Origin of the sequence: Rickettsia endosymbiont of Oedothorax gibbosus (genome assembly GCF_936269705.1) — a bacterium.
Classification (GTDB): domain Bacteria; phylum Pseudomonadota; class Alphaproteobacteria; order Rickettsiales; family Rickettsiaceae; genus Tisiphia.
This window is the reverse complement of the sequence record NZ_OW370493.1, coordinates 2,063,443-2,083,823: the sequence shown is the minus strand read 5'-3', so window position 1 is coordinate 2,083,823 and position 20,381 is coordinate 2,063,443. Positions and strand designations below refer to the sequence as shown.

Here is a 20,381-nt window from a genome sequence, read left to right as displayed (position 1 = left end):
GCGTCAGTTTAAGAAAATAAAGTAGAAAAGTCGTCTATTAGCGAGCCACCGTAGGTGGCGTGGCAATCCATTTCTAATCACTTTTCTGGATTGCTTCGTCGACCTTACGGTCTCCTCGCAATGACGGTTTTTCAATTATTGTTTTCTTAAACTAACGCTTATGCGTCGTTGCTCGCCTATTACTTATAGGCGTCACTCCATCACTCTTGCTACCCAATTCTCCTGAATTGAATATACTTAAACAGTCATTATTTCTTGTTCTTTTTGCTTAACATGCGAGTCGACTTTATTACTATACTCATCAGTTAATTTTTGGATTTCTTCTGAAAAATTATGGTGTTCGTCCTTAGTTATGATATTGTCTTTTTCTGACTTTTTTAACTCCTCATTACCGTCCCTTCTGATATTACGCAATGCAATTTTAGTATTTTCTCCATATTTGTGAGCAAATTTAACAAGCTCTTTGCGACGTTCTTCAGTAAGTAATGGAATGGTGATTCTAACTAATTGTCCATCTGATGACGGATTTAGACCTAGATTTGCATCAGTAATGGCTTTTTCTACAGCTTTTATCATAGATTTATCCCACACTTGCACCGTGATAGTCCTGGCATCTGGAGTAGAAAGACTTGCTACTTGTGACAAAGGCATTTTATCTCCATAGGCTTCAACCAATACCGGATCAAGTAAATTAACTGAAGCTCGACCAGTTCTGAGTCCCTTAAGTTCGTGATCCAATATTTTTAACGAGCTATCCATTTTTGATTGTAACTCTTTATATATAGTTGTTTTATCCATATCTATTAATCTTCTTGAATTTTTGTATACTCACCTTTTCCTTGCAGTACTTTTGCAAAGTTACCTTTCTCTCTAATTGAAAATACCTTAATTGGCAAGTTATTTTCTCTAGCCACTGCAACGGCAGCAATATCCATAACTTGTAAGTTCTCTTTTAAAAGATCAGTATAACTGATAGTGGAATATTTTACTGCATTAGGGTTTTTTGTTGGATCGGAATCATATACACCATTAACTTTAGTGCCTTTTAATAATAAATCACAACTCATTTCAATGGCTCTTAGGACACCCGCACTATCAGTAGTGCAAAATGGATTACCAGTTCCGCCGGAAAAAATTACTACTCTACCTTTTTCTATATGTCTTTTTGCTTTACGACGTATATAAGGCTCACAAATACTCATCATGGGGATTGCTGAAAGGACTCTAGTATGAACGCCTAAACTTTCCATAATATTTTGTAAAGTAAGTGCATTTATTACCGTACCAAGCATGCCAATATAATCACCGGCAGCTCTTTCAATACCAAATGCAGAATTAGTTCCACGATAAATATTACCACCGCCAACAACCACACATACCTGTACGCCAAGATCTATTGCTTCCTTTATATCCTCAGCAATCCTTAATATTACAGAATATTCGTGACCAAATTGCTTATCACCCATTAAGGCTTCGCCAGAAACTTTTAGCAAAACCCGTTTATATTTTAAATGTGACATAAATTTTACATTGTTGTTAAATTCTTGATTTATATAATTCTATACAAACCTATTTGATAGCTGTGGGATGAGCATCTTATAACCATTAAAACTAGTTGAACTATTATTTTTGTCAAGTATTATAGTTGTTTGATAATAATTATAGATTTAAAAATATCAGTTTAAAGCAAGGTAGGATTACATAACTAACCTTAAAAGGTTCGTTCTTTCCGACAGTTTTTATCATTAATTTACTATATTACAAATAATTTTGATTGCAAAACAAATCATAATCATGTTAATCTTAATAATCTAATTTTTCTAAAACCTTTTATTAGCAAAATACAATGAATAAATATTTGATACTATTAATAATGCCTCTTAACTCATTAGCTCAACAACAAATAGCTAACCAGATATCTAATTTTGTTGCACCAGTTACTTATTTTGTCGATCATGTTAAACAACTAGCTTTGCTTACAAAGAACTTAATTAACCTCAGTTTGATGTAAGAGGAAAGTTGAGATTGTTTAATTTTCCAAAAGCTACAGAAATTTTATTAGGCTTAAAAACATAGGCAAGCAGTCCAGCTAATACGTTAGTTTGAAAATTCATAACAGATCTATGGCTTGTATGGTCTATATGACAAAGGTTTTTTAGTTGATCGTTAATGGTTTCAATAATATACCTTTTATTTAAAAACCGCTTTTTAATAGGATCTATTATTCTTTCTTTCATATTACTTTTAATTTTTGTTATTAGTTCTAAACCTTGATTAGCAAGGGATTGAGTGAGTTTTTTACTGATATACCCACGATCACCAAAAAGCCAGCCTTGTAATTTATCTACTAAATTTTCTACCACTGCTCTATCATCAACATTTCCTGGAGTTAAAGAAAAACTCATAATCTCTCCGCAACTGTTAATGACAATATGTAGCTTACAACCAAAGAACCACCCAGTGGAAGTCTTACCTCTTTTTGCTATGTCTTTGAATACTTTATGTCTATTAATTCTTAAATTATGGCAAGCAGGAAGTTTAGTAGAGTCGATATAATATTGACCAGTTTGTTTTCCTGATAGGCTTTTTAGCAGTAATACCATGGGCATGAAGCTCATTGGCATTAACTGAACAAAACGACTATAGCTCACAAGTTTTGGAAATTCCTTTCTATAACTTTGACATAGGCGGCATAAATAAAAATCTTTAAAGGTACGGTAGTGACTCAAGTGAAACATTACTATAATAGTAATAATCTCTGAGAGTCCTATACTGCAAACTACTTTACGCTTACGGTTAGGATTTGGTAATATATATTTATTTTGCTCCGTATCAAAATGCTTGCAAAAATCATCAATTAAGCAGAAAATCTCCGTAAGAGGGATCATAATATATTCTCCAATTTTGTTGTTATTATTCGAGAACTTTATAATCCCTCCCTCCCTTCTTACTTTTCAAATATTCTTTCTAACAAACTGGTTTGAAAGAAGGTTTTATTTTTACCATAGCTCACCACCAACAGTTTGTTTATGTTATTACATAATGCTTAGCATTTTGTTTGGTGCTTACGTCAAACTCAGGTTATCTTAAATCAGGAAGAATTGCATATCTAGACATAATTTAAGTGAAAATTAACATATCCATGACCACTTATAAGCGATATTGCCATTTTATTTTTATAAATACCACCTTCATGCAATATCCAGGCTAGAATGTATTGTTATGAAAATCAAAATAACTATAAGCTTATTTGGTTTATTGACTGTAATTTAGATATTAATCAAGAACTACTAAAGCTAGCAAAAGTTATTAATAGTACTGCTAAATCTAATCTAATATCAGAAGATATAAGATTAGTACGAAAAGAACTAATGAACCATTTATCGAATCAAGACAAATGGTTACTAATATTTGATAATCTCAAGATAAGTGAAAATAAAAAAGTTCAAGAGTTTGTTGAGTGGGAAAATAATGGACATGTTATATTTTGTTCCCAAGATAGTGAAATATTACCGAACATAGTCCAAATGACTGCCTTTACAAAAAGTGACGTTAGTATTCTTGCTAACAATATTTTAGAAAGTAATGATCCAAAGGTAGTAGAATTCTTGAGCAAAGAATTTGCTGGTTATCCTATCATGATAGTACAAGGAGCACAATTATTAAATAATGTAAAAGGTTTAGATAAAGCCGGATATAAGGAAAAAATTCAACAATCAACAGATAGAATTCAATTGAACATTATGTTAACTATCAATGAATTAAAACCAAGTGCTAGAAATTTACTAAATAAAATAGCCTTAATAAATAATCAAGGTTTTTCAAAAGACTTACTAAGTTTTATTACGGATGATCAAAGTACCATAAATGATGATATTTATCAGCTCTCTAAAATTTCCTTAATATCTAACATTGACTCACAGGAAGCTAATCCGATCTTTGAAATGCACGATGTTATTGCTCAAAAAATAGCTGAGATTAATGGAAGTATTAATAATAAAGCTTATTTAGAAGATATAGTTACTAAATTAATGAATTACGTACCAAAGAGCATTATCAAAGCCCAAACTTTTAGAAAAGCGAAAACTATGCATGAAAATTTTGAAATCCTTGCTAGGAATGCTGAGAAGTATAACGTTAATATATATAAAATTATGCAGCTGAATAGACAGCTAATATCAGCATATCTTCTCTCTTACGATCACCATAATACAGAAAGACTCGTTAATTGGTTTAATAGAAATGATCAACAGGGTACTGGTAAGTTTAAATTATGGTTAATGAGTAATGATGAAAAATACACATATGCAAGTTACATGCGAGCAATAGGTGTGTATTATAGAATTTGTTCTAATTATAGAACAGCAATACATTATTGTACAAGAACGAAAGAAATATTAGATAATGTAGAAGGTTATGAATATTTTAAATGGATTGTATTGTTTACCTTAGCAACATCTAATATTGCATTAGGGCAGGTTCAAGAAGCAGAAAAAAATATTAAAATTATAGAACAATTTTTTAATAAAGGCTTAATCTTAATGGATGAAAGTGACATATTTTATATACATGATGCTAAAGCACTTCTATTCTTTGTCCAAGGGAAATATACTGAATCATTAGAACAAGTTAATAAAAGTATAGAAACAACCATTAAAAATGTAACAAGTCCTGATGACCCATGGCTTATAAATTCTTATAATGCTAAAATAGAAATATTAAATTATCTTAAAAAGCACCAAGAAGCATATGCCATAGCCGAGCAAGTATATGACATATGTAAATCCTTTAAAAAAGAAGATGATGAAGTATTTGGTTATACTTTTATTGCAATGGCAAAAAGTGAATTAGGGCTGGGTAAACTAGACCAAGCCTCAGAGCATATTAACCAGGCTATCTCCATATTTTTAGCTGATGAACGTAGGAATCCCAAAGATGCAGATTATTCAGAAGATCCAGATTTAGCAACAAGCTATGTAGTCCAAGGTGATATTTTATTTGCTCAAGATAACGTAAAAGCGGCAATAGAGTACTATAATAAAGCTTATACCATATATTATTATTTATATAGGGATAATCGTAAAAATGTGACTCAGGTTAGTTATTTATATAGCCAAGGAGCTAAAGCATCATGTAAAGCAAAAGACTTATCTAGTTATAAATTTTTTGGTAAACCGCAAGTAAAGGAGTTTGGCATAAACCACCCTAATACTGTATCTATATTTGAGTATTGTAAACAATATAATATGGATTTATGGGCAAAAGAAAAATAAATTTCGGATCCGTCGTTTACACCGAATGCATTCACGATGTAGGTATAGTTAATTCAGGAGAATTTGGGGCTAGGAACGATGGAGCGACGCCTATAAGTAATAGGCGAGCATTGAGCGACGACGTCCCCAACTTCTCATCAATTGACTATAATTGAGAATTACACAGAGAAAGAGTTACCACACCCACACTTAGTTTTTGCATTGGGATTTCTAATTTCAAAATAGGAACTGCCTAACTCTTCGATAAAATCTATTATACAATCAGCCATGAATGGCTGTGATATTGCATCAATAACCACTTTAGTATTATATTTCTCTATAACACAATCATCTTTTGTTATGTCATTACTTGGCACGAGGGCGTAATTATAAACAAACCCAGAACATCCACCACCATCAACAATTATTCTAAGAACTAAATTGGGATTATCTTCCAATTTGATTAACTCGCCCACTCTTTTAAAAGCATTATCGGTAATTTCTATTGACATGACATGATTATATTATTAAAGACCCTTAAAATAATCCTAAAAAGCTAATTTTGCAACAGCTTCATTTAAAAACCTTGAAAAGCTTAGTAGGTGATTCTATACTATAATTAATTCAGGAGAATTGGGGACTAGGAGCGACGAGTGACGACGTCACCAACTTCTCATCAATTGACTATATAGCTAATCCGGTTAACATTATGCCATTAATATTAGCAAGAAGTAGCATCGCACGACAAAGCGATCCTGTCTTGTGTCATCCCTGCGAAAGCAGGGATATTAGATTCCGCACCGAAGCGGGAATGATGGTATGGACCTATTAATTAAATAATAATTTAATTAATAGGTCCATACCATGATAAATAATAGCATAAAAAATACTATAATAGGAATAGATTTAGCAAAAAATAGTATGCACTTGGTGCAAGTCGATCAAAATGGCAAAAAAATAGGTTATCAAAAAGTTACAAGAGATGAGTTAATAGCCTATTTAAGCAATCTCGATAAAAGTTCATTGGTAGCTATGGAAGCATGTGGAGGAGCTAATTATTGGTCACAGGAAATTGCTAAGCTTGGTTTGCAAGTCAAACTAATGAAAACAAAAGATGTAAAAGTTTATGCTACATCGAAACAGAAAAATGATTATAACGATGCGTTAGCAATATGCAAAGCGGCTCGTGATCCAGAATTAAAAACTGTGCTGCCAAAAAGCAAAGAGGAACAAGATATAAAATTTTTGCATAAAATTAGAAGTAATACGATCAGAGATCGTGTGCAAAAAACTAATTCTACAATATCAAGTTTATGTAAATATGGCTATAATACAAAATTAAGTAAAAATAAATTTTGCAAATCATGTAGGCTGGAGGTAGAGTTAGCGTATAGTAAAGGTTATATAAATTCTGGGATACGGTCAATTTTACTTTTAGAATGTAAAGAAATTGAGGATTTATGTGACAAAGAGAAAACTTTAGAAAAGCTGATTATCAGCAATAATAAGCAAAGTGAGAAAGCTACTAGGTTGCAGACAATTTTTGGCATTGGAGCAATCAATGCTAGTTGTTTGAGTGTGGCCCCAATGGAAAGTTATCCAACCCCGAGGGATTTTGCTGCTTTGCTTGGTTTGGTACCAAAGCAACATAGCTCAGGAGATAAGATAGTTTTAGGAGGGATTACCAAACAGGGAGATAGATATGCCAGAACTATGTTGATTCAAGCCGCAAGGACAATAGCAATAAGAGCAAAAAGTGGTAAGGAATCGAAAGATAAACTAGTGCAGTGGGCAGTGAAGAAATTTGCTGAAAATAAATCATATAATATTATATGTGTTGGTTTAGCAAATAAGTTAGCAAGGATTGCTTATGCAGTAGTCACCAATGGTAGCGAATATGTTGCAAATTAGTTTAGTTGAGAAAAAAGAAGAAACTATGTCAACTAAATAAAAATTGGTAATTGATAAATATTGCGAGTAAAGAATAGTAACAATAAAGAGAACGAAAGTTAAAGAGTTAATGAATAAGTATTCTGAATAAAATCCGTAATTATGTCGAGGCTCTAGAAGCCGTGGGAATGAGAGGTCACTCAAGGATATTTATAAGAATGCAGAAACCATTATGGCACTCGATGCCGAATATATGACCGCTTCCTTTGTGGCTCTATTTTTTTATTTTCTTTGTTGACAAATTCACTCGTCCATATATGACAATAGTGGGAGGGAATGGCAATTTATGGATTGCTTCGTTGCTACTAAAGTAGCTCCTCGCAATGACAGATGAGGTTATCTAGAACATAATATTAGGAGTTAATATATGCTTGCTTCATATGCAGTAGACCCCAGCAATAGTAGGGGAAGATTGTTTAACGAATATCCTACAGCTTACAGAAATGAATTTGAACGAGATCATGATCGTATAATCCATTCAAAGGCTTTCAGGCGTTTGCAATATAAAACCCAGGTTTTCATTAATCATGAAGGAGATCATTATCGAAATCGTCTTACTCACTCAATTGAAGTTTCTACGGTTGCCCGTTCTATTGCTAAAACCCTTAATTTGTCAAGTGATTTGGCAGAAACTATAGGTCTTTCTCATGATCTTGGACATACTCCTTTTGGTCATGCAGGAGAGGTAGCTCTAAATAAGTGTATGCAAGACTATGGTGGATTCTCCCATAATGCTCATTCATTAAAGATTCTTACTAAAGTAGAGAAAAGATATGCAGCTTATGATGGATTAAATTTGACATGGGAAGTGCTAGAAGGAATTGTCAAACATAATGGTCCTTTAATAAATAATATACCTGAATATATAGTAGAGTATGATTCACAACATAATCTTGACTTAACTCATTACTCCTCAGCTGAAGCCCAAATTGCTTCGTTAGCTGATGATATTAGTTATATTTCTCATGATTTAGAAGATAGTGTTGGTGCCAAGATTATTGACTTTAATCATCTAACGGAAATTAAATTTATTGATCAATATGCTTTTGAAATTAAGTCCCTGTTTAAAAACATAAAAACAACTCAGCTTATATATGAAGTAGTACGTAAATTAATCAGCGATTTAATTGCTGATTTACTACTACAAACAAATAATAATCTACAGAAACAGAAAATAATTACAACCGATGATATACGCCATCTTGATTATCAGCTTGTTGATTTTACTGATGAAGCAAAAGAGCGTATAGTAAAAATTAAACAATTCTTGTATGATAAAGTATATAAGCATAATAAATTGACCTCGATGCTTTTAAAGTGTCAAAGAATCGTACAAGATTTATTTAAGATATATATGGATAATATTGATTTACTACCATTTAGTTGGAAAGAATTAATTATACCAGGGAATACAAAATCTAAAGCTGGTATAGTAGCAGATTATATAGCCGGCATGACTGACCGGTTTGCTATTCAAGAGCATCAAGATATTTATTCCTTCAATTCTAATAATATTTAATTTATGAATATATTTAATAAATTACGTAACGATATCATTAGTGCAGGCAGAAAAATATGCGATAATGATGATGTGTTACAATTGGCAGCTGTTGAAATTCCTAAAGATAAGTTCAATGGTGATCTTTCAAGCAATATAGCTATGATTGTCGCAGCAAAACAAAATGTTAAACCTAAAGACTTAGCCATTAGATTTAAGGAAATATTAACATCCCTGCCATATATTGCCTCTATAGAAGTTGCTGGTCCAGGATTTATTAATTTTACTATTAAAGCCGATATGTGGCATAACTCTATTAATGACATATTACTAGATAAAGAGGAGTTTTTTAAGGTTAATTTTGGTAATAATCAAAAGGTCAATATTGAATATGTCTCTGCAAATCCAACTGGCCCTCTGCATATTGGTCATGCTAGAGGAGCTGTGTATGGCGATACTTTAGCCAAGGTTCTAGATAGTACTGGCTATATTGTTACCAAAGAATATTACCTTAATGATGCCGGTTCTCAAGTGGATGATTTAGCTAATTCAGTTATTTTACGATATAAGCAAGCATTAACAAAAGAAGATATTGTAATACCAGAAGGGCTTTATCCTGGAGAATATTTGGTAGATATTGGTCAAAAGTTGGTAGAAAGATTTGGAGATAAATTATTAACAATGGCTGATGGTGAATGCCATGAGCTTGTTAAGGATTTTGCAATAGAAGAAATGTTAGTGATAATTAAACAGGATTTAAAGGAGCTAGATATTGAACACGAAGTATTTTTTTCAGAAAAATCACTGCATGATAGTGGCGAGATTGAGGAAGTTGTTCAGTTACTGACTAAAATGGGACTCATATATGATGGGCAGTTACCTCCTCCTAAAGGTAATGTAGATGAGCTTTGGGACTCAAGAACTCAGAGATTGTTTAAATCTACTGCTTTTGGCGATAATCAAGATAGACCAATAGAAAAATCAGATGGTAGTTGGTCATATTTTGCCTCTGATTTAGCTTATGCTAAGGATAAAATAGCTCGTGGATTTGATCATCTAGTTTATGTTCTAGGGGCAGATCATTGTGGTTACGTAAAAAGAATTGAGGCGATAGTTAAGGCTCTTGGTGGAGAAAAAATTAAAGTTGATGTTAAAATTTGCCAGTTAGTAAATTTCGTTGAAAATGGTATTGCTGTAAAAATGTCGAAACGTAGCGGCAATTTTACTAATGTGCGAGATGTAACAAACGAGGTATGTAAGGACATAATAAGATTTATAATGCTAACCCGTAAGAATGATATTACTCTTGACTTTGATCTAGCAAAAGTAAAAGAACAATCAAAGGATAATCCAGTATTTTATGTACAATATGCTTACGTTAGGACTATGTCTATACTGGAAAAAGCTAAAGAATCTATGCCAAAAGCATATAATAAGTTCTTAGAAAAAGAGTATGATTTATCTTTGCTTTCTACTGAAGAGGAAATTGAAATAATTAAGCTGCTTGCTTCATGGTCAAAAATTTTGGAAGTATCAGCGAAATATTTTGAGCCACACAGAATAGCTTTTTATTTGATTAATTTAGCTTCAAAATTCCATACTTTATGGAATTTTGGCAAAGAAAATAATGATTATCGGTTTTTAATTGAAGGTAATATAGAGCTGACTGTTGCCCGCCTTGCTTTAGCAAAATCTATTCAAAAAATTATAAAAGTTGGTTTTGATGTTATAGGGGTGACGCCTATGAATAAAATGTAGTATAACTAATCTGATTATAGTCAATTCAGGAGAATTTGGGGCTAGGAGCGATGGAGCGACGCCTATAAGTAATAGGCGAGCATTGAGCTACGACGTCACCAACTTCTCATCAATTTACTATACTATGGCTAAATGCTGATCTGGTTAGCTATACGTTGTCTGATAAAGTTATTTATAAAAAATATGGTTAATCGTGTTTTTCTAATTATTATTTTTCTCTCAATACTTAGTGCTGTTACATATTTACTGTATACTAATTATAATCAAGATAGTGGTGGTCAGGTAGTGACGATTTACCATGATCAATCGCCGACAAAAGTTAAGCCACAAGATAGTGGGGGGATAGTAATACCAAATGCCAATAATATAATTTATGAGAATTTACAACAAAAAAAGATTAGTAAACCTATAACGTTGCAACCTGAACCAGAAAAGCCATTAAATATTACTAAACAAAAATCAGTACAAGGTGATGAAGATACTGATTCTATAGATACAATCTTATTTGATATAATAGAAACTGATCAGGTTAAGCATAAGAAACTCAAACTAAGTAAAAATGAAGATGGGACGGAAGTAATTTCACCTAATATAATAAAAAACGAACCGGTACAAACAGAGAGTTTAATAGAACAACATCCTAATTCAAATAAGGTGGGTCTAAATATAATAAAAGTTACTGAATCGCGTCGTAAGATCGATGATACGCAGTTATTAAATAAGTCAAATCAAGGAGGGTATAAAATCCAGATAGCTTCGGTAAAATCTGAATCAGAAGCCAACCAAGAAGGGGAGAGAATCAAAAAAAAATATGCGAAAATCCTTAATAATACGGTAATAAATATCAAAAAGATACAATCTGATAAAGGGAGTTTTTTCTATTTAGTCTTAGTAGGTAACTATCAAAATATAAACCAAGCTAAAGCTATATGCAAAAAACTCTCTGATAATCAGCAAGGCTGTATAATCACCAATCGTTGATAAAATTTATCAGCAAAGAAAAAATCAAGGTTTGTGATATTTCTCAATCATCCAATCTATAAATGTATTATCAACAGACTGCTTTTTTAGAGCATATTCGTATACTTCTTTGATTAGAGCCGTAAGATTAGCAAATGAAAAGTTTAAATTCTTCTCAACTAACATATTAATGGTTAAATTAGTGGATTTGCTAAAAATTTTCATCTGATCAACAGTTAGCACCTCAGTGCTTACTTCGTTATCAACAACAAGAGCTGCCAAATTAATATCTAAGGCTTTGGCAATTAATTGTAAATTAGTAGCACTAGGATTTTTTGAACTACCATATAAAATGCTATAAACAGTATTTCTGCTTAATCCAGTTTTTTTCTCTATCTCTATAGCATTGATATTTTTCTGAGTCATTAATGAGTCAGAACGCCCTCGCAAAGCGAGGGGCTTGACGGTTATGAGCAGCCCAAAGGGCTGCCATTGTTAATTAAAATTCTCCTGATTCGTCAGAGCCTAAACTATCAAGTTGCTCTTGATTCTTAATGTAGTGTTTGATCTGATTCTCTTCAAATCCTACAGTTGAGACCGCATAACCTCTAGCCCACAACTTTTCTCCATTAAAATTACGTTTTCGTCCACCAAACTGCCTAGCAACGGCTATAGCACTTTTCCCCTTGATATAGCCTATTACTTCAGCTACAGAATATTTAGGAGGAATCTTGATGAGCATATGCACATGATCTTGTACCATATGCCCCTCTATGATCTTGCTCCCACGTTGAAAAGCTAACTCATGGAATACGTTCCCAAGATATTTTCTAACCTTCCCGTACAATTCTTTTTTACGACACTTTGGAATAAACACAATATGATATTTGCAATCCCATTTAGAATGATTTAAACTTTCGTATGTTGTCATATATTTTCTCCTTTGACCGTCAAGCCAAAGAAGTTATATATGATAACTTTTTATTTTATACTAAATCTAAAGGCCAAGCCTTGATGGTCTCACTAGTCAAACTAGTGGCTTACCTATCATTGAGTTAAGTTTGGTTTGTAAGTTTACCATAAATAAAGCTTTTTTTATAAAATTAATGTTTCTAAATATTAAGGTATTTTTATAAAAAAGTAAACAACTAATAATTAATCCGATTAGTATTTATCCATAGTAAACTTTTGTTTATCTAGATAGATTAATTTTTGCTACTTCAATAATATTTGATTTTGCAACTTGAATAGATCAGAGGTTGCACTTTTTGCCAATTGTAGCATAGCATAAAATTGTTCTTCAGAAAAGGGGGCTTTTTCAGCTGTACTTTGAATTTCTATTATATTTCCATTGCCGGCAAAAACAAAATTGGCATCTACCTCGGCATTACTATCTTCTAGATAATCAAGATCAACTATTGGTTGCCCTTTATATATACCACATGAAATGGCTGCTACTTGGCTAATTAAAGGGTTAGTTTTAAGAATCTTCCTAGCAATTAATGATCTAATTGCTAAATGAAGTGCAATATAGCTACCAGTAATTGCTGCTGTTCTAGTTCCGCCATCAGCATTAATTACATCACAATCAAGGATGATTTGTTTTTCTCCCAAGGCTTTTAGATCAATTGCCGTACGCATCGATCTGCCAATTAGCCTTTGAATCTCCTGAGTCCTACCTGACTGCTTTCCTTGCGTTGACTCACGCTTCATACGCTGGTGAGTTGAACGTGGTAACATACCATATTCAGCACTTATCCAACCTTGATTTTGCCCTCGTAGAAATGGCGGAACATTTGTTTCATAGGTTGCACTACATATTACATGGGTATTGCCGAACTTAACAAGACACGAACCATCAGCACTAAGCAGAACTGAAGATTCAATTGAAATGTTACGTAATTGATTATTTTTTCTATCAAAAGCTCTCATAGTTTATTACTTAATTAAAATTGACTTGAAAATACAAAGCTTTACACTATATGTTAAGAAAGTAGATTTTTGCAAGAAAAAAGGCTGTAAATATGGAAAAACAACAAAAGAACAATAGTAATAATCAAGAAATTGATACTGATGCTGAGGAACAATTATTAAATGAAGTAGAAAACCAACCTTCTGATACTCTAATGTTACAAGATAGCTTACAAGAAATTGTTAGTTTGAAAAATCAAATTGAGATTTTGCAGGATAAGTTGCTAAGGACAATAGCCGAATCTGATAATACTAGGAAACGTTTAGAAAAATCAATTGAAGATGCAAGAGATTATGCAATTTTTTCTTTTGCTAAAGATTTGCTCAGTGTTAATGATAATCTTTCTAGAGCTTTGGAGCATAAGCCACAAAATATGGAAGGGGATATAGCTAACATTATTACTGGAGTAGAGATGACTAAAGGTGAGCTGACTAGCATACTACAAAAACACGGCTTAGAGTCAATAGAACCATTATTAGGAGAAAAGTTTGATTACAATATACATCATGCAATTTCACAGATAGTATCAGAGGAATATGATCAGGATAGTGTCATAGCGGTTATGCAATCAGGATATAAGATAAAAGATAGGTTACTTAGACCTGCTATAGTACAAGTATCGAAGAGAATATAGCTAACACGTTAAGGTTCTAGATAGTTTTTCGTCTATTAGTGAGGAAGTAGCGAAGCACGATGAAGTAATCCATAAGAGCAGTGGATTACCTTGACTACTACGTGGTATGGCTAATAGAAAAAGCAATGTTAACCCTGGTTCGTTATATTCTCTCTAATTTATTAAAAAAAACGATAAAACTCATTTACATTATTCTTCATTCATATAATAAATTATAGTAGATAGTTTTTTGTTGGAGTTAAAATTAGAAACTATCATATATCTTTACAATTCCTAGTGTATACTATAAAGTAGATAATGTCATTGTTTTATAGGTAACCTGAGTTTGACGTAAGCACCAAACAAAATGCTAAGCATTATGTAATAACATAAACAAACTGTTGGTGGTGAGCTATGGTAAAAATAAAACCTTCTTTCAAACTAGTGTGTTAGGAGAAAGAATATTTGAAAAGTAAGAAGGGAGGGATTATAAAGTTCTCGAATAATAACAACAAAATTGGAGAATATATTATGATCCCTCTTACGGAGATTTTCTGCTTAATTGATGATTTTTGCAAGCATTTTGATACGGAGCAAAATAAATATATATTACCAAATCCTAACCGTAAGCGTAAAGTAGTTTGCAGTATAGGACTCTCAGAGATTATTACTATTATAGTAATGTTTCACTTGAGTCACTACCGTACCTTTAAAGATTTTTATTTATGCTGCCTATGTCAAAGTTATAGAAAGGAATTTCCAAAACTTGTGAGCTATAGTCGTTTTGTTCAGTTAATGCCAATGAGCTTCATGCCCATGGTATTACTGCTAAAAAGCCTATCAGGAAAACAAACTGGTCAATATTATATCGACTCTACTAAACTTCCTGCTTGCCATAATTTAAGAATTAATAGACATAAAGTATTCAAAGACATAGCAAAAAGAGGTAAGACTTCCACTGGGTGGTTCTTTGGTTGTAAGCTACATATTGTCATTAACAGTTGCGGAGAGATTATGAGTTTTTCTTTAACTCCAGGAAATGTTGATGATAGAGCAGTGGTAGAAAATTTAGTAGATAAATTACAAGGCTGGCTTTTTGGTGATCGTGGGTATATCAGTAAAAAACTCACTCAATCCCTTGCTAATCAAGGTTTAGAACTAATAACAAAAATTAAAAGTAATATGAAAGAAAGAATAATAGATCCTATTAAAAAGCGGCTTTTAAATAAAAGGTATATTATTGAAACCATTAACGATCAACTAAAAAACCTTTGTCATATAGACCATACAAGGCATAGATCTGTTATGAATTTTCAAACTAACGTATTAGCTGGACTGCTTGCCTATGTTTTTAGGCCTAATAAAATTTCTGTAGCTTTTGGAAAATTAAACAATCTCAACCTTCCTCTTACATCAAACTGAGGTTAAATCAGGAAGAATTGCATATCTAGACATAATTTAAGTGAAAATTAACATATCCATGACCACTTATAAGCGATATTGCCATTTTATTTTTATAAATACCACCTTCATGCAATATCCAGGCTAAAGATTGTATGAACATAAATACAATGTAACACTAAGACTTTAGCCATTTTTTAACTTTCAACAGTTGGGATTTTATCTCCTCAAGCCGTCATTGCGAGGAGCCGCTAAAAGCGACGACGCGGCAATCCAAGAAAAAGTGAATAGAAATGGATTGCCACGCCACCTAAGGTGGCTCGCTAATAGACGACTTTTCTACTTTATTTTCTTAAACTGATGCCTATGTGTTCCATCGTTCCTAGGCTCTGTGAACAAAATTTAAATTACTAGATTTCGACTCTTTTTAGCTGCAAATTATAAGATTTTTTTGAAATAGAACTAACTATTCCGGCAAAAATCTTATTAATTTTTGCTTAAAAATACTCAAAATCTAAACAATTAAAATTTTGTTCACATAGCCTAGTAGCAAATTCTCCTGAATTGACTATAAAGTAAAAATAGTAAGGCTATTAGCATTATTCATCTTTTTTCTTATCATCTTTCATTCCTTCCTTAAAAGCTTTAAGACCTTTAGCAAGATCTGACATTACTTGAGGCAATTTACCAGCACCAAACAACACTAAGATGATTAATAAGATCACTAATAAGTGACTGAAGCTCATTCCCATAATATCAATTTTGTAAGTTTTAAGTTAAAGATAATAATCTATAGCTAACCTAATTAGTATTTATCCATAGTGAACTGGTGTCATGGCTCAGAGCAACTTTAGTAGCGACAAAGTAATCCAAGAAAATGATCAGTTTGGATTACTTCATTGCCATAAAATGGTTCTTTGCTAATAGGGTTAGCTATATAACAAATAAGATTAAATAATACTATAGCAAATATTGTTAATTTGATCTAGTATGAAAAAATTTAAAACTATAGTCAATTCAGGGGAATTTGGGGCTAGGAGTGACAAGTGACAACGTTCCCAACTTCTCATCAATTTACTATAGACTACCGGAGCTAACTAATTAATTAACCTGAGTTTGACGTAAGCACCAAACAAAATGCTAAGCATTATGTAATAACATAAACAAACTGTTGGTGGTGAGCTATGGTAAAAATAAAACCTTCTTTCAAACTAGTGTGTTAGGAGAAAGAATATTTGAAAAGTAAGAAGGGAGGGATTATAAAGTTCTCGAATAATAACAACAAAATTGGAGAATATATTATGATCCCTCTTACGGAGATTTTCTGCTTAATTGATGATTTTTGCAAGCATTTTGATACGGAGCAAAATAAATATATATTACCAAATCCTAACCGTAAGCGTAAAGTAGTTTGCAGTATAGGACTCTCAGAGATTATTACTATTATAGTAATGTTTCACTTGAGTCACTACCGTACCTTTAAAGATTTTTATTTATGCTGCCTATGTCAAAGTTATAGAAAGGAATTTCCAAAACTTGTGAGCTATAGTCGTTTTGTTCAGTTAATGCCAATGAGCTTCATGCCCATGGTGTTACTGCTAAAAAGCCTATCAGGAAAACAAACTGGTCAATATTATATCGACTCTACTAAACTTCCTGCTTGCCATAATTTAAGAATTAATAGACATAAAGTATTCAAAGACATAGCAAAAAGAGGTAAGACTTCCACTGGGTGGTTCTTTGGTTGTAAGCTACATATTGTCATTAACAGTTGTGGAGAGATTATGAGTTTTTCTTTAACTCCAGGAAATGTTGATGATAGAGCAGTGGTAGAAAATTTAGTAGATAAATTACAAGGCTGGCTTTTTGGTGATCGTGGGTATATCAGTAAAAAACTCACTCAATCCCTTGCTAATCAAGGTTTAGAACTAATAACAAAAATTAAAAGTAATATGAAAGAAAGAATAATAGATCCTATTAAAAAGCGGTTTTTAAATAAAAGGTATATTATTGAAACCATTAACGATCAACTAAAAAACCTTTGTCATATAGACCATACAAGCCATAGATCTGTTATGAATTTTCAAACTAACGTATTAGCTGGACTGCTTGCCTATGTTTTTAAGCCTAATAAAATTTCTGTAGCTTTTGGAAAATTAAACAATCTCAACCTTCCTCTTACATCAAACTGAGGTTAATATAATTAAAATTCAGAGTAGGGGGGGTATCTATGGTTAATTTAGATATAGTTAATTCACTCATCTTACACATAAACCCCATGACAATTCAAAAATTCCAGAAAAGTGTAAGAGGTTATTGCAATCGAACGTATGTGAGCGTGGCAATCCACATTCATTAAATTGTTTAAATAGGCTATTAATACCAATTGCAATAATTAACACGGTGTGTTTATCCAGTCTCTATACATAATTGATTTTACTAAATCTACATTATGAGCAAATTGATTCCAAGCGTAACAAGCCATAGTGACGATATCTTCATATACACCATAACATTGGTTAGACAAGAAATGATTTTTGATCCATTCCCAAACTTGTTCCATTGCATTAAGTTCCGGTGCATAGGGCGGAAGCGGTATCAAAGTGATATTGCTTGGCACAGTTAGTTTTTTGGCTGTGTGCCAACCTGCATTATCCGTTAGTAAAGCTATATGTCGGTTGCCTTGAATACTGCGAGAAAGCTCTTCTAAGAATTTATTCATTGCCTGTGTGTTTGCATATGGTAAAATTAATGCAAAAGCTTCTCCTGTATCATGGCAAGCAGCTCCATAAATATATGTTGAAATGAATTGCTGTTGCCGAACTTTACGGGGTCTAGTGCCACGCTTAGCCCATATACGAGTTAAGCTACCTTGTTGCCCAACTCGAGTTTCATCCTGAGACCATATATCAACTTTACATCTATCGATATTTTTTGGTAATAATTTTGTTAACATGTCTGGGAAGTTTTTTTATATGTATTTTGAGTCTCTTGATTTGACTTTGGATGCATTGAACGAGAAGTAATCCAGCTAAAACCAAGGCGGTGCATAGTATTGTAGACTGTTTTTAAAGCGCATTTAGCACCATATTCCTCAAGTAACATGATATGTAGCTCCTTTCCAGTTATATACCCACCAGTTTTACTTTCACTGAGCGTATTGATTTTATCAAAAAGAGCAGACTCTTGTATAGTGTTAATCTTCCTAGGGGCGCCGCTTCTTTGTGATTCAAATAATCCTTCAAAACCATGATTCCTAAATCTTCTGAGCCATGATTGCACAGTTTTCCAGTGTGACTTCACTATTTCAGATATGGCTTTTAAAGATTTGCCTAATTGAAGGTGATACATCGCCAATAAACGTATACGATTTCGACCATGCGGCTCATGTTTCATCATTTTTATAAAATCATGACCATGAAAACCTTGTGGTAATATTAACCTAGCCATTTGAGTACCTTTATCAGTTAAAAACCCATTTTACACCACTGCGTTAATTATTGCAATTGGTATTACATCAAACTGAGGTTAATTTAAGTGAAAATTAACATATCCATGACCACTTATAAGCGATATTGCCATTTTATTTTTATAAATACCACCTTCATGCAATATCCAGGCTAATATCATCAGGAGAGTAAAAGAAATAATCAAGTAGTAAAGCTAATAATTATTATAGGATTATTTTGAAATTTTTATATTCGAACAAATATGTGTAGCGACAACTAAAATAAATAATTTGTTGTGCCTGCAAATTTTATCATTTCCTCTTCTGTCAGACATTTTTTGGCACAACAACACTGAAGTCGGGAAGATAAGTATTTTGATTTTGACGTTGAATAATCAGCACATCAATCAGCGTCGTTACGCATAAGCGTCAGTACAATAATTAAGAAACCGTCATTGCAAGGAGACCGTAAGGTCAACGAAGCAATCCAGAAAAGTGATTAGAAATGGATTGCCACGCCACCTACGGTGGCTCGCTAATAGACGACTTTTCTACTTTATTTTCTTAAACTAACGCCTATGCGTCATTACGAAAAGGGGCTTCGCCCTCCTCGCTAATAACGTCTTGTATTTTTCTGCAATTTTTAAATTGCCATGGGTTATGCGTCAGGTGAATTATTCACTCAAGCTCTTGATTTTATTCACTATAGCATATATTTCTTTCTTACTGTAGCTTTTGCCGAAATTTTCATTAGCCGCATCTGTAATACTTTTGGCACTCCATCCTTTAGATAAGTACAAATGTATAAATTTTTCTAAGTCATCTGCTAGATTAGCTGCATTAGTCTCTTCAGAAACACCGGAAATTAGCAATACTATTTCTCCTTTGATAATATTCTGTTTATAGAAATTTATAACGTTTTCTATTAATCCTGACTTTACTTCTTGGTGCAATTTAGTAAGTTCACGTGCTATACATATTTCTCTATTGCCCAAAATAGCAAGAGCCGTATGTAACGATTGCTCTATTCTGCTAGCAGTTTCAAAAAAAATCAAAGTTGCTTTTATGCTAGCTAATTCTGTGAAAATCTTCTTTTTACCTTCAATGGTTTTTGGTAAGAATCCAGCAAATAAAAAACGATCTGACGGTAATCCAGAAATGGGTATAGCGGTGGTTAATGCAGAAACGCCAGGTATAACATCTATGTGATAATTAAGTTTTCTCAACTGCCTAACTAGTTTATAACCAGGGTCAGAAATTAACGGTGTTCCAGCATCAGATATTAGGCTGACTATTTCTCCATTATCAATGAGCTTGCAGATAATCTCTCTTGACTGATTATCACTATGATCATTATATACTTGTAACTTGGTCTTTATATTATGTTTTACTAGTAATTTTTTTGATATTCTGGTATCCTCGCACAGTATTACTGTAGAGTTTTTTAGTGCTTCTAAAGCCCGAAATGTTATATCATCTAAGTTACCAATAGGTGTTGAAACAATATATAGTCCTGGTTTAAAGATCAT

General features: G+C 32.7%; 16 protein-coding genes. 7 read left to right on the top strand and 9 right to left on the bottom strand.

All coding sequences use genetic code 11. The annotated features are described in order from the left end of the window. Positions 1-237 precede the first annotated feature (237 nt). The 3 genes from frr to NBW66_RS11445 all read right to left on the bottom strand — a co-directional run bounded on the left by frr (position 238) and on the right by NBW66_RS11445 (position 2,888). Positions 238-798, bottom strand: a complete 561-nt coding sequence (gene frr / locus NBW66_RS11455; protein ID WP_094649316.1) for a ribosome recycling factor — start codon at positions 796-798, stop codon at positions 238-240. 5 nt (positions 799-803) lie between these two features. Beyond that, on the bottom strand, positions 804-1,520 hold the full coding sequence (gene pyrH, locus NBW66_RS11450; RefSeq protein WP_250311057.1) for a UMP kinase: 717 nt from the start codon (positions 1,518-1,520) through the stop codon (positions 804-806). Positions 1,521-1,997: 477 nt separating this feature from the next. Continuing rightward, on the bottom strand, positions 1,998-2,888 hold the full coding sequence (locus NBW66_RS11445; RefSeq protein ID WP_250311056.1) for an IS982 family transposase: 891 nt from the start codon (positions 2,886-2,888) through the stop codon (positions 1,998-2,000). 324 nt (positions 2,889-3,212) lie between these two features. Here NBW66_RS11445 and NBW66_RS11440 point away from each other — a divergent pair, with 324 nt between their 5' ends. Continuing rightward, positions 3,213-5,273 carry a tetratricopeptide repeat protein gene (locus NBW66_RS11440; protein WP_250311055.1) on the top strand — a complete coding sequence of 687 codons (2,061 nt, stop codon included), beginning with the start codon at positions 3,213-3,215 and terminating at the stop codon, positions 5,271-5,273. Positions 5,274-5,431: 158 nt separating this feature from the next. Here NBW66_RS11440 and erpA read toward each other — a convergent pair whose 3' ends face one another. Continuing rightward, positions 5,432-5,764 (bottom strand): iron-sulfur cluster insertion protein ErpA, encoded by a 333-nt coding sequence (gene erpA, locus NBW66_RS11435; protein ID WP_250311054.1) that lies wholly within the window; start codon positions 5,762-5,764, stop codon positions 5,432-5,434. Positions 5,765-6,116: 352 nt separating this feature from the next. Between erpA and NBW66_RS11430 the strand changes: the two genes are divergently transcribed. From NBW66_RS11430 to NBW66_RS11415, 4 genes are all read left to right on the top strand, one after another. After that, entirely contained in the window at positions 6,117-7,163 is a 1,047-nt protein-coding gene (locus NBW66_RS11430; protein WP_250311041.1) for an IS110 family RNA-guided transposase, read from the top strand. Positions 7,164-7,569: 406 nt separating this feature from the next. Further along, complete coding sequence (locus tag NBW66_RS11425; RefSeq protein ID WP_250311053.1) at positions 7,570-8,721, top strand: deoxyguanosinetriphosphate triphosphohydrolase; 1,152 nt, start codon at positions 7,570-7,572, stop codon at positions 8,719-8,721. Between the two features lie 3 nt (positions 8,722-8,724). Next, positions 8,725-10,458: an arginine--tRNA ligase gene (gene argS, locus NBW66_RS11420; RefSeq protein ID WP_250311052.1), complete on the top strand. Its 1,734-nt coding sequence runs from the start codon at positions 8,725-8,727 to the stop codon at positions 10,456-10,458. A gap of 132 nt (positions 10,459-10,590) precedes the next feature. Next, positions 10,591-11,439: an SPOR domain-containing protein gene (locus tag NBW66_RS11415; RefSeq protein ID WP_250311051.1), complete on the top strand. Its 849-nt coding sequence runs from the start codon at positions 10,591-10,593 to the stop codon at positions 11,437-11,439. Between the two features lie 24 nt (positions 11,440-11,463). Here NBW66_RS11415 and NBW66_RS11410 read toward each other — a convergent pair whose 3' ends face one another. The 3 genes from NBW66_RS11410 to rph form a co-directional block, all read right to left on the bottom strand. Next, positions 11,464-11,844: a helix-turn-helix domain-containing protein gene (locus NBW66_RS11410; protein ID WP_250311050.1), complete on the bottom strand. Its 381-nt coding sequence runs from the start codon at positions 11,842-11,844 to the stop codon at positions 11,464-11,466. Between the two features lie 73 nt (positions 11,845-11,917). After that, a complete protein-coding gene (gene tnpA, locus NBW66_RS11405) occupies positions 11,918-12,349 on the bottom strand; it encodes an IS200/IS605 family transposase (protein WP_250310729.1) in 432 nt (143 codons plus the stop codon). A gap of 284 nt (positions 12,350-12,633) precedes the next feature. Then, positions 12,634-13,350 (bottom strand): ribonuclease PH, encoded by a 717-nt coding sequence (rph, locus tag NBW66_RS11400; protein WP_250311049.1) that lies wholly within the window; start codon positions 13,348-13,350, stop codon positions 12,634-12,636. A 92-nt stretch (positions 13,351-13,442) separates the two neighbouring features. Here rph and grpE point away from each other — a divergent pair, with 92 nt between their 5' ends. Together grpE and NBW66_RS11390 are read left to right on the top strand one after the other, a co-directional pair. After that, entirely contained in the window at positions 13,443-14,024 is a 582-nt protein-coding gene (gene grpE, locus NBW66_RS11395; RefSeq protein ID WP_250311048.1) for a nucleotide exchange factor GrpE, read from the top strand. 510 nt (positions 14,025-14,534) lie between these two features. Further along, positions 14,535-15,425 (top strand): IS982 family transposase, encoded by an 891-nt coding sequence (locus NBW66_RS11390; RefSeq protein ID WP_410525798.1) that lies wholly within the window; start codon positions 14,535-14,537, stop codon positions 15,423-15,425. A gap of 578 nt (positions 15,426-16,003) precedes the next feature. Here NBW66_RS11390 and tatA read toward each other — a convergent pair. Both tatA and rsmI read right to left on the bottom strand, forming a co-directional pair. Beyond that, positions 16,004-16,156: a twin-arginine translocase TatA gene (tatA, locus tag NBW66_RS11385; RefSeq protein WP_094648787.1), complete on the bottom strand. Its 153-nt coding sequence runs from the start codon at positions 16,154-16,156 to the stop codon at positions 16,004-16,006. Positions 16,157-19,526: 3,370 nt separating this feature from the next. Next, positions 19,527-20,381, bottom strand: a complete 855-nt coding sequence (rsmI, locus tag NBW66_RS11365) for a 16S rRNA (cytidine(1402)-2'-O)-methyltransferase (RefSeq protein WP_250311046.1) — start codon at positions 20,379-20,381, stop codon at positions 19,527-19,529.

Bases quoted from the DNA above. Each gene is read 5' to 3' on its own strand.
- NBW66_RS11445 (WP_250311056.1), bottom strand. From the start codon at position 2,888: ATGATCCCTCTTACGGAGATTTTCTGCTTAATTGATGATTTTTGCAAG.
- rph (WP_250311049.1), bottom strand. From the start codon at position 13,350: ATGAGAGCTTTTGATAGAAAAAATAATCAATTACGTAACATTTCAATT.
- NBW66_RS11440 (WP_250311055.1), top strand. From the start codon at position 3,213: ATGTATTGTTATGAAAATCAAAATAACTATAAGCTTATTTGGTTTATT.
- NBW66_RS11390 (WP_410525798.1), top strand. From the start codon at position 14,535: ATGATCCCTCTTACGGAGATTTTCTGCTTAATTGATGATTTTTGCAAG.
- pyrH (WP_250311057.1), bottom strand. From the start codon at position 1,520: ATGTCACATTTAAAATATAAACGGGTTTTGCTAAAAGTTTCTGGCGAA.
- tnpA (WP_250310729.1), bottom strand. From the start codon at position 12,349: ATGACAACATACGAAAGTTTAAATCATTCTAAATGGGATTGCAAATAT.
- tatA (WP_094648787.1), bottom strand. From the start codon at position 16,156: ATGGGAATGAGCTTCAGTCACTTATTAGTGATCTTATTAATCATCTTA.
- NBW66_RS11425 (WP_250311053.1), top strand. From the start codon at position 7,570: ATGCTTGCTTCATATGCAGTAGACCCCAGCAATAGTAGGGGAAGATTG.
- frr (WP_094649316.1), bottom strand. From the start codon at position 798: ATGGATAAAACAACTATATATAAAGAGTTACAATCAAAAATGGATAGC.
- rsmI (WP_250311046.1), bottom strand. From the start codon at position 20,381: ATGATCTTTAAACCAGGACTATATATTGTTTCAACACCTATTGGTAAC.
- NBW66_RS11410 (WP_250311050.1), bottom strand. From the start codon at position 11,844: ATGACTCAGAAAAATATCAATGCTATAGAGATAGAGAAAAAAACTGGA.
- NBW66_RS11415 (WP_250311051.1), top strand. From the start codon at position 10,591: ATGCTGATCTGGTTAGCTATACGTTGTCTGATAAAGTTATTTATAAAA.
- NBW66_RS11430 (WP_250311041.1), top strand. From the start codon at position 6,117: ATGATAAATAATAGCATAAAAAATACTATAATAGGAATAGATTTAGCA.
- grpE (WP_250311048.1), top strand. From the start codon at position 13,443: ATGGAAAAACAACAAAAGAACAATAGTAATAATCAAGAAATTGATACT.
- erpA (WP_250311054.1), bottom strand. From the start codon at position 5,764: ATGTCAATAGAAATTACCGATAATGCTTTTAAAAGAGTGGGCGAGTTA.
- argS (WP_250311052.1), top strand. From the start codon at position 8,725: ATGAATATATTTAATAAATTACGTAACGATATCATTAGTGCAGGCAGA.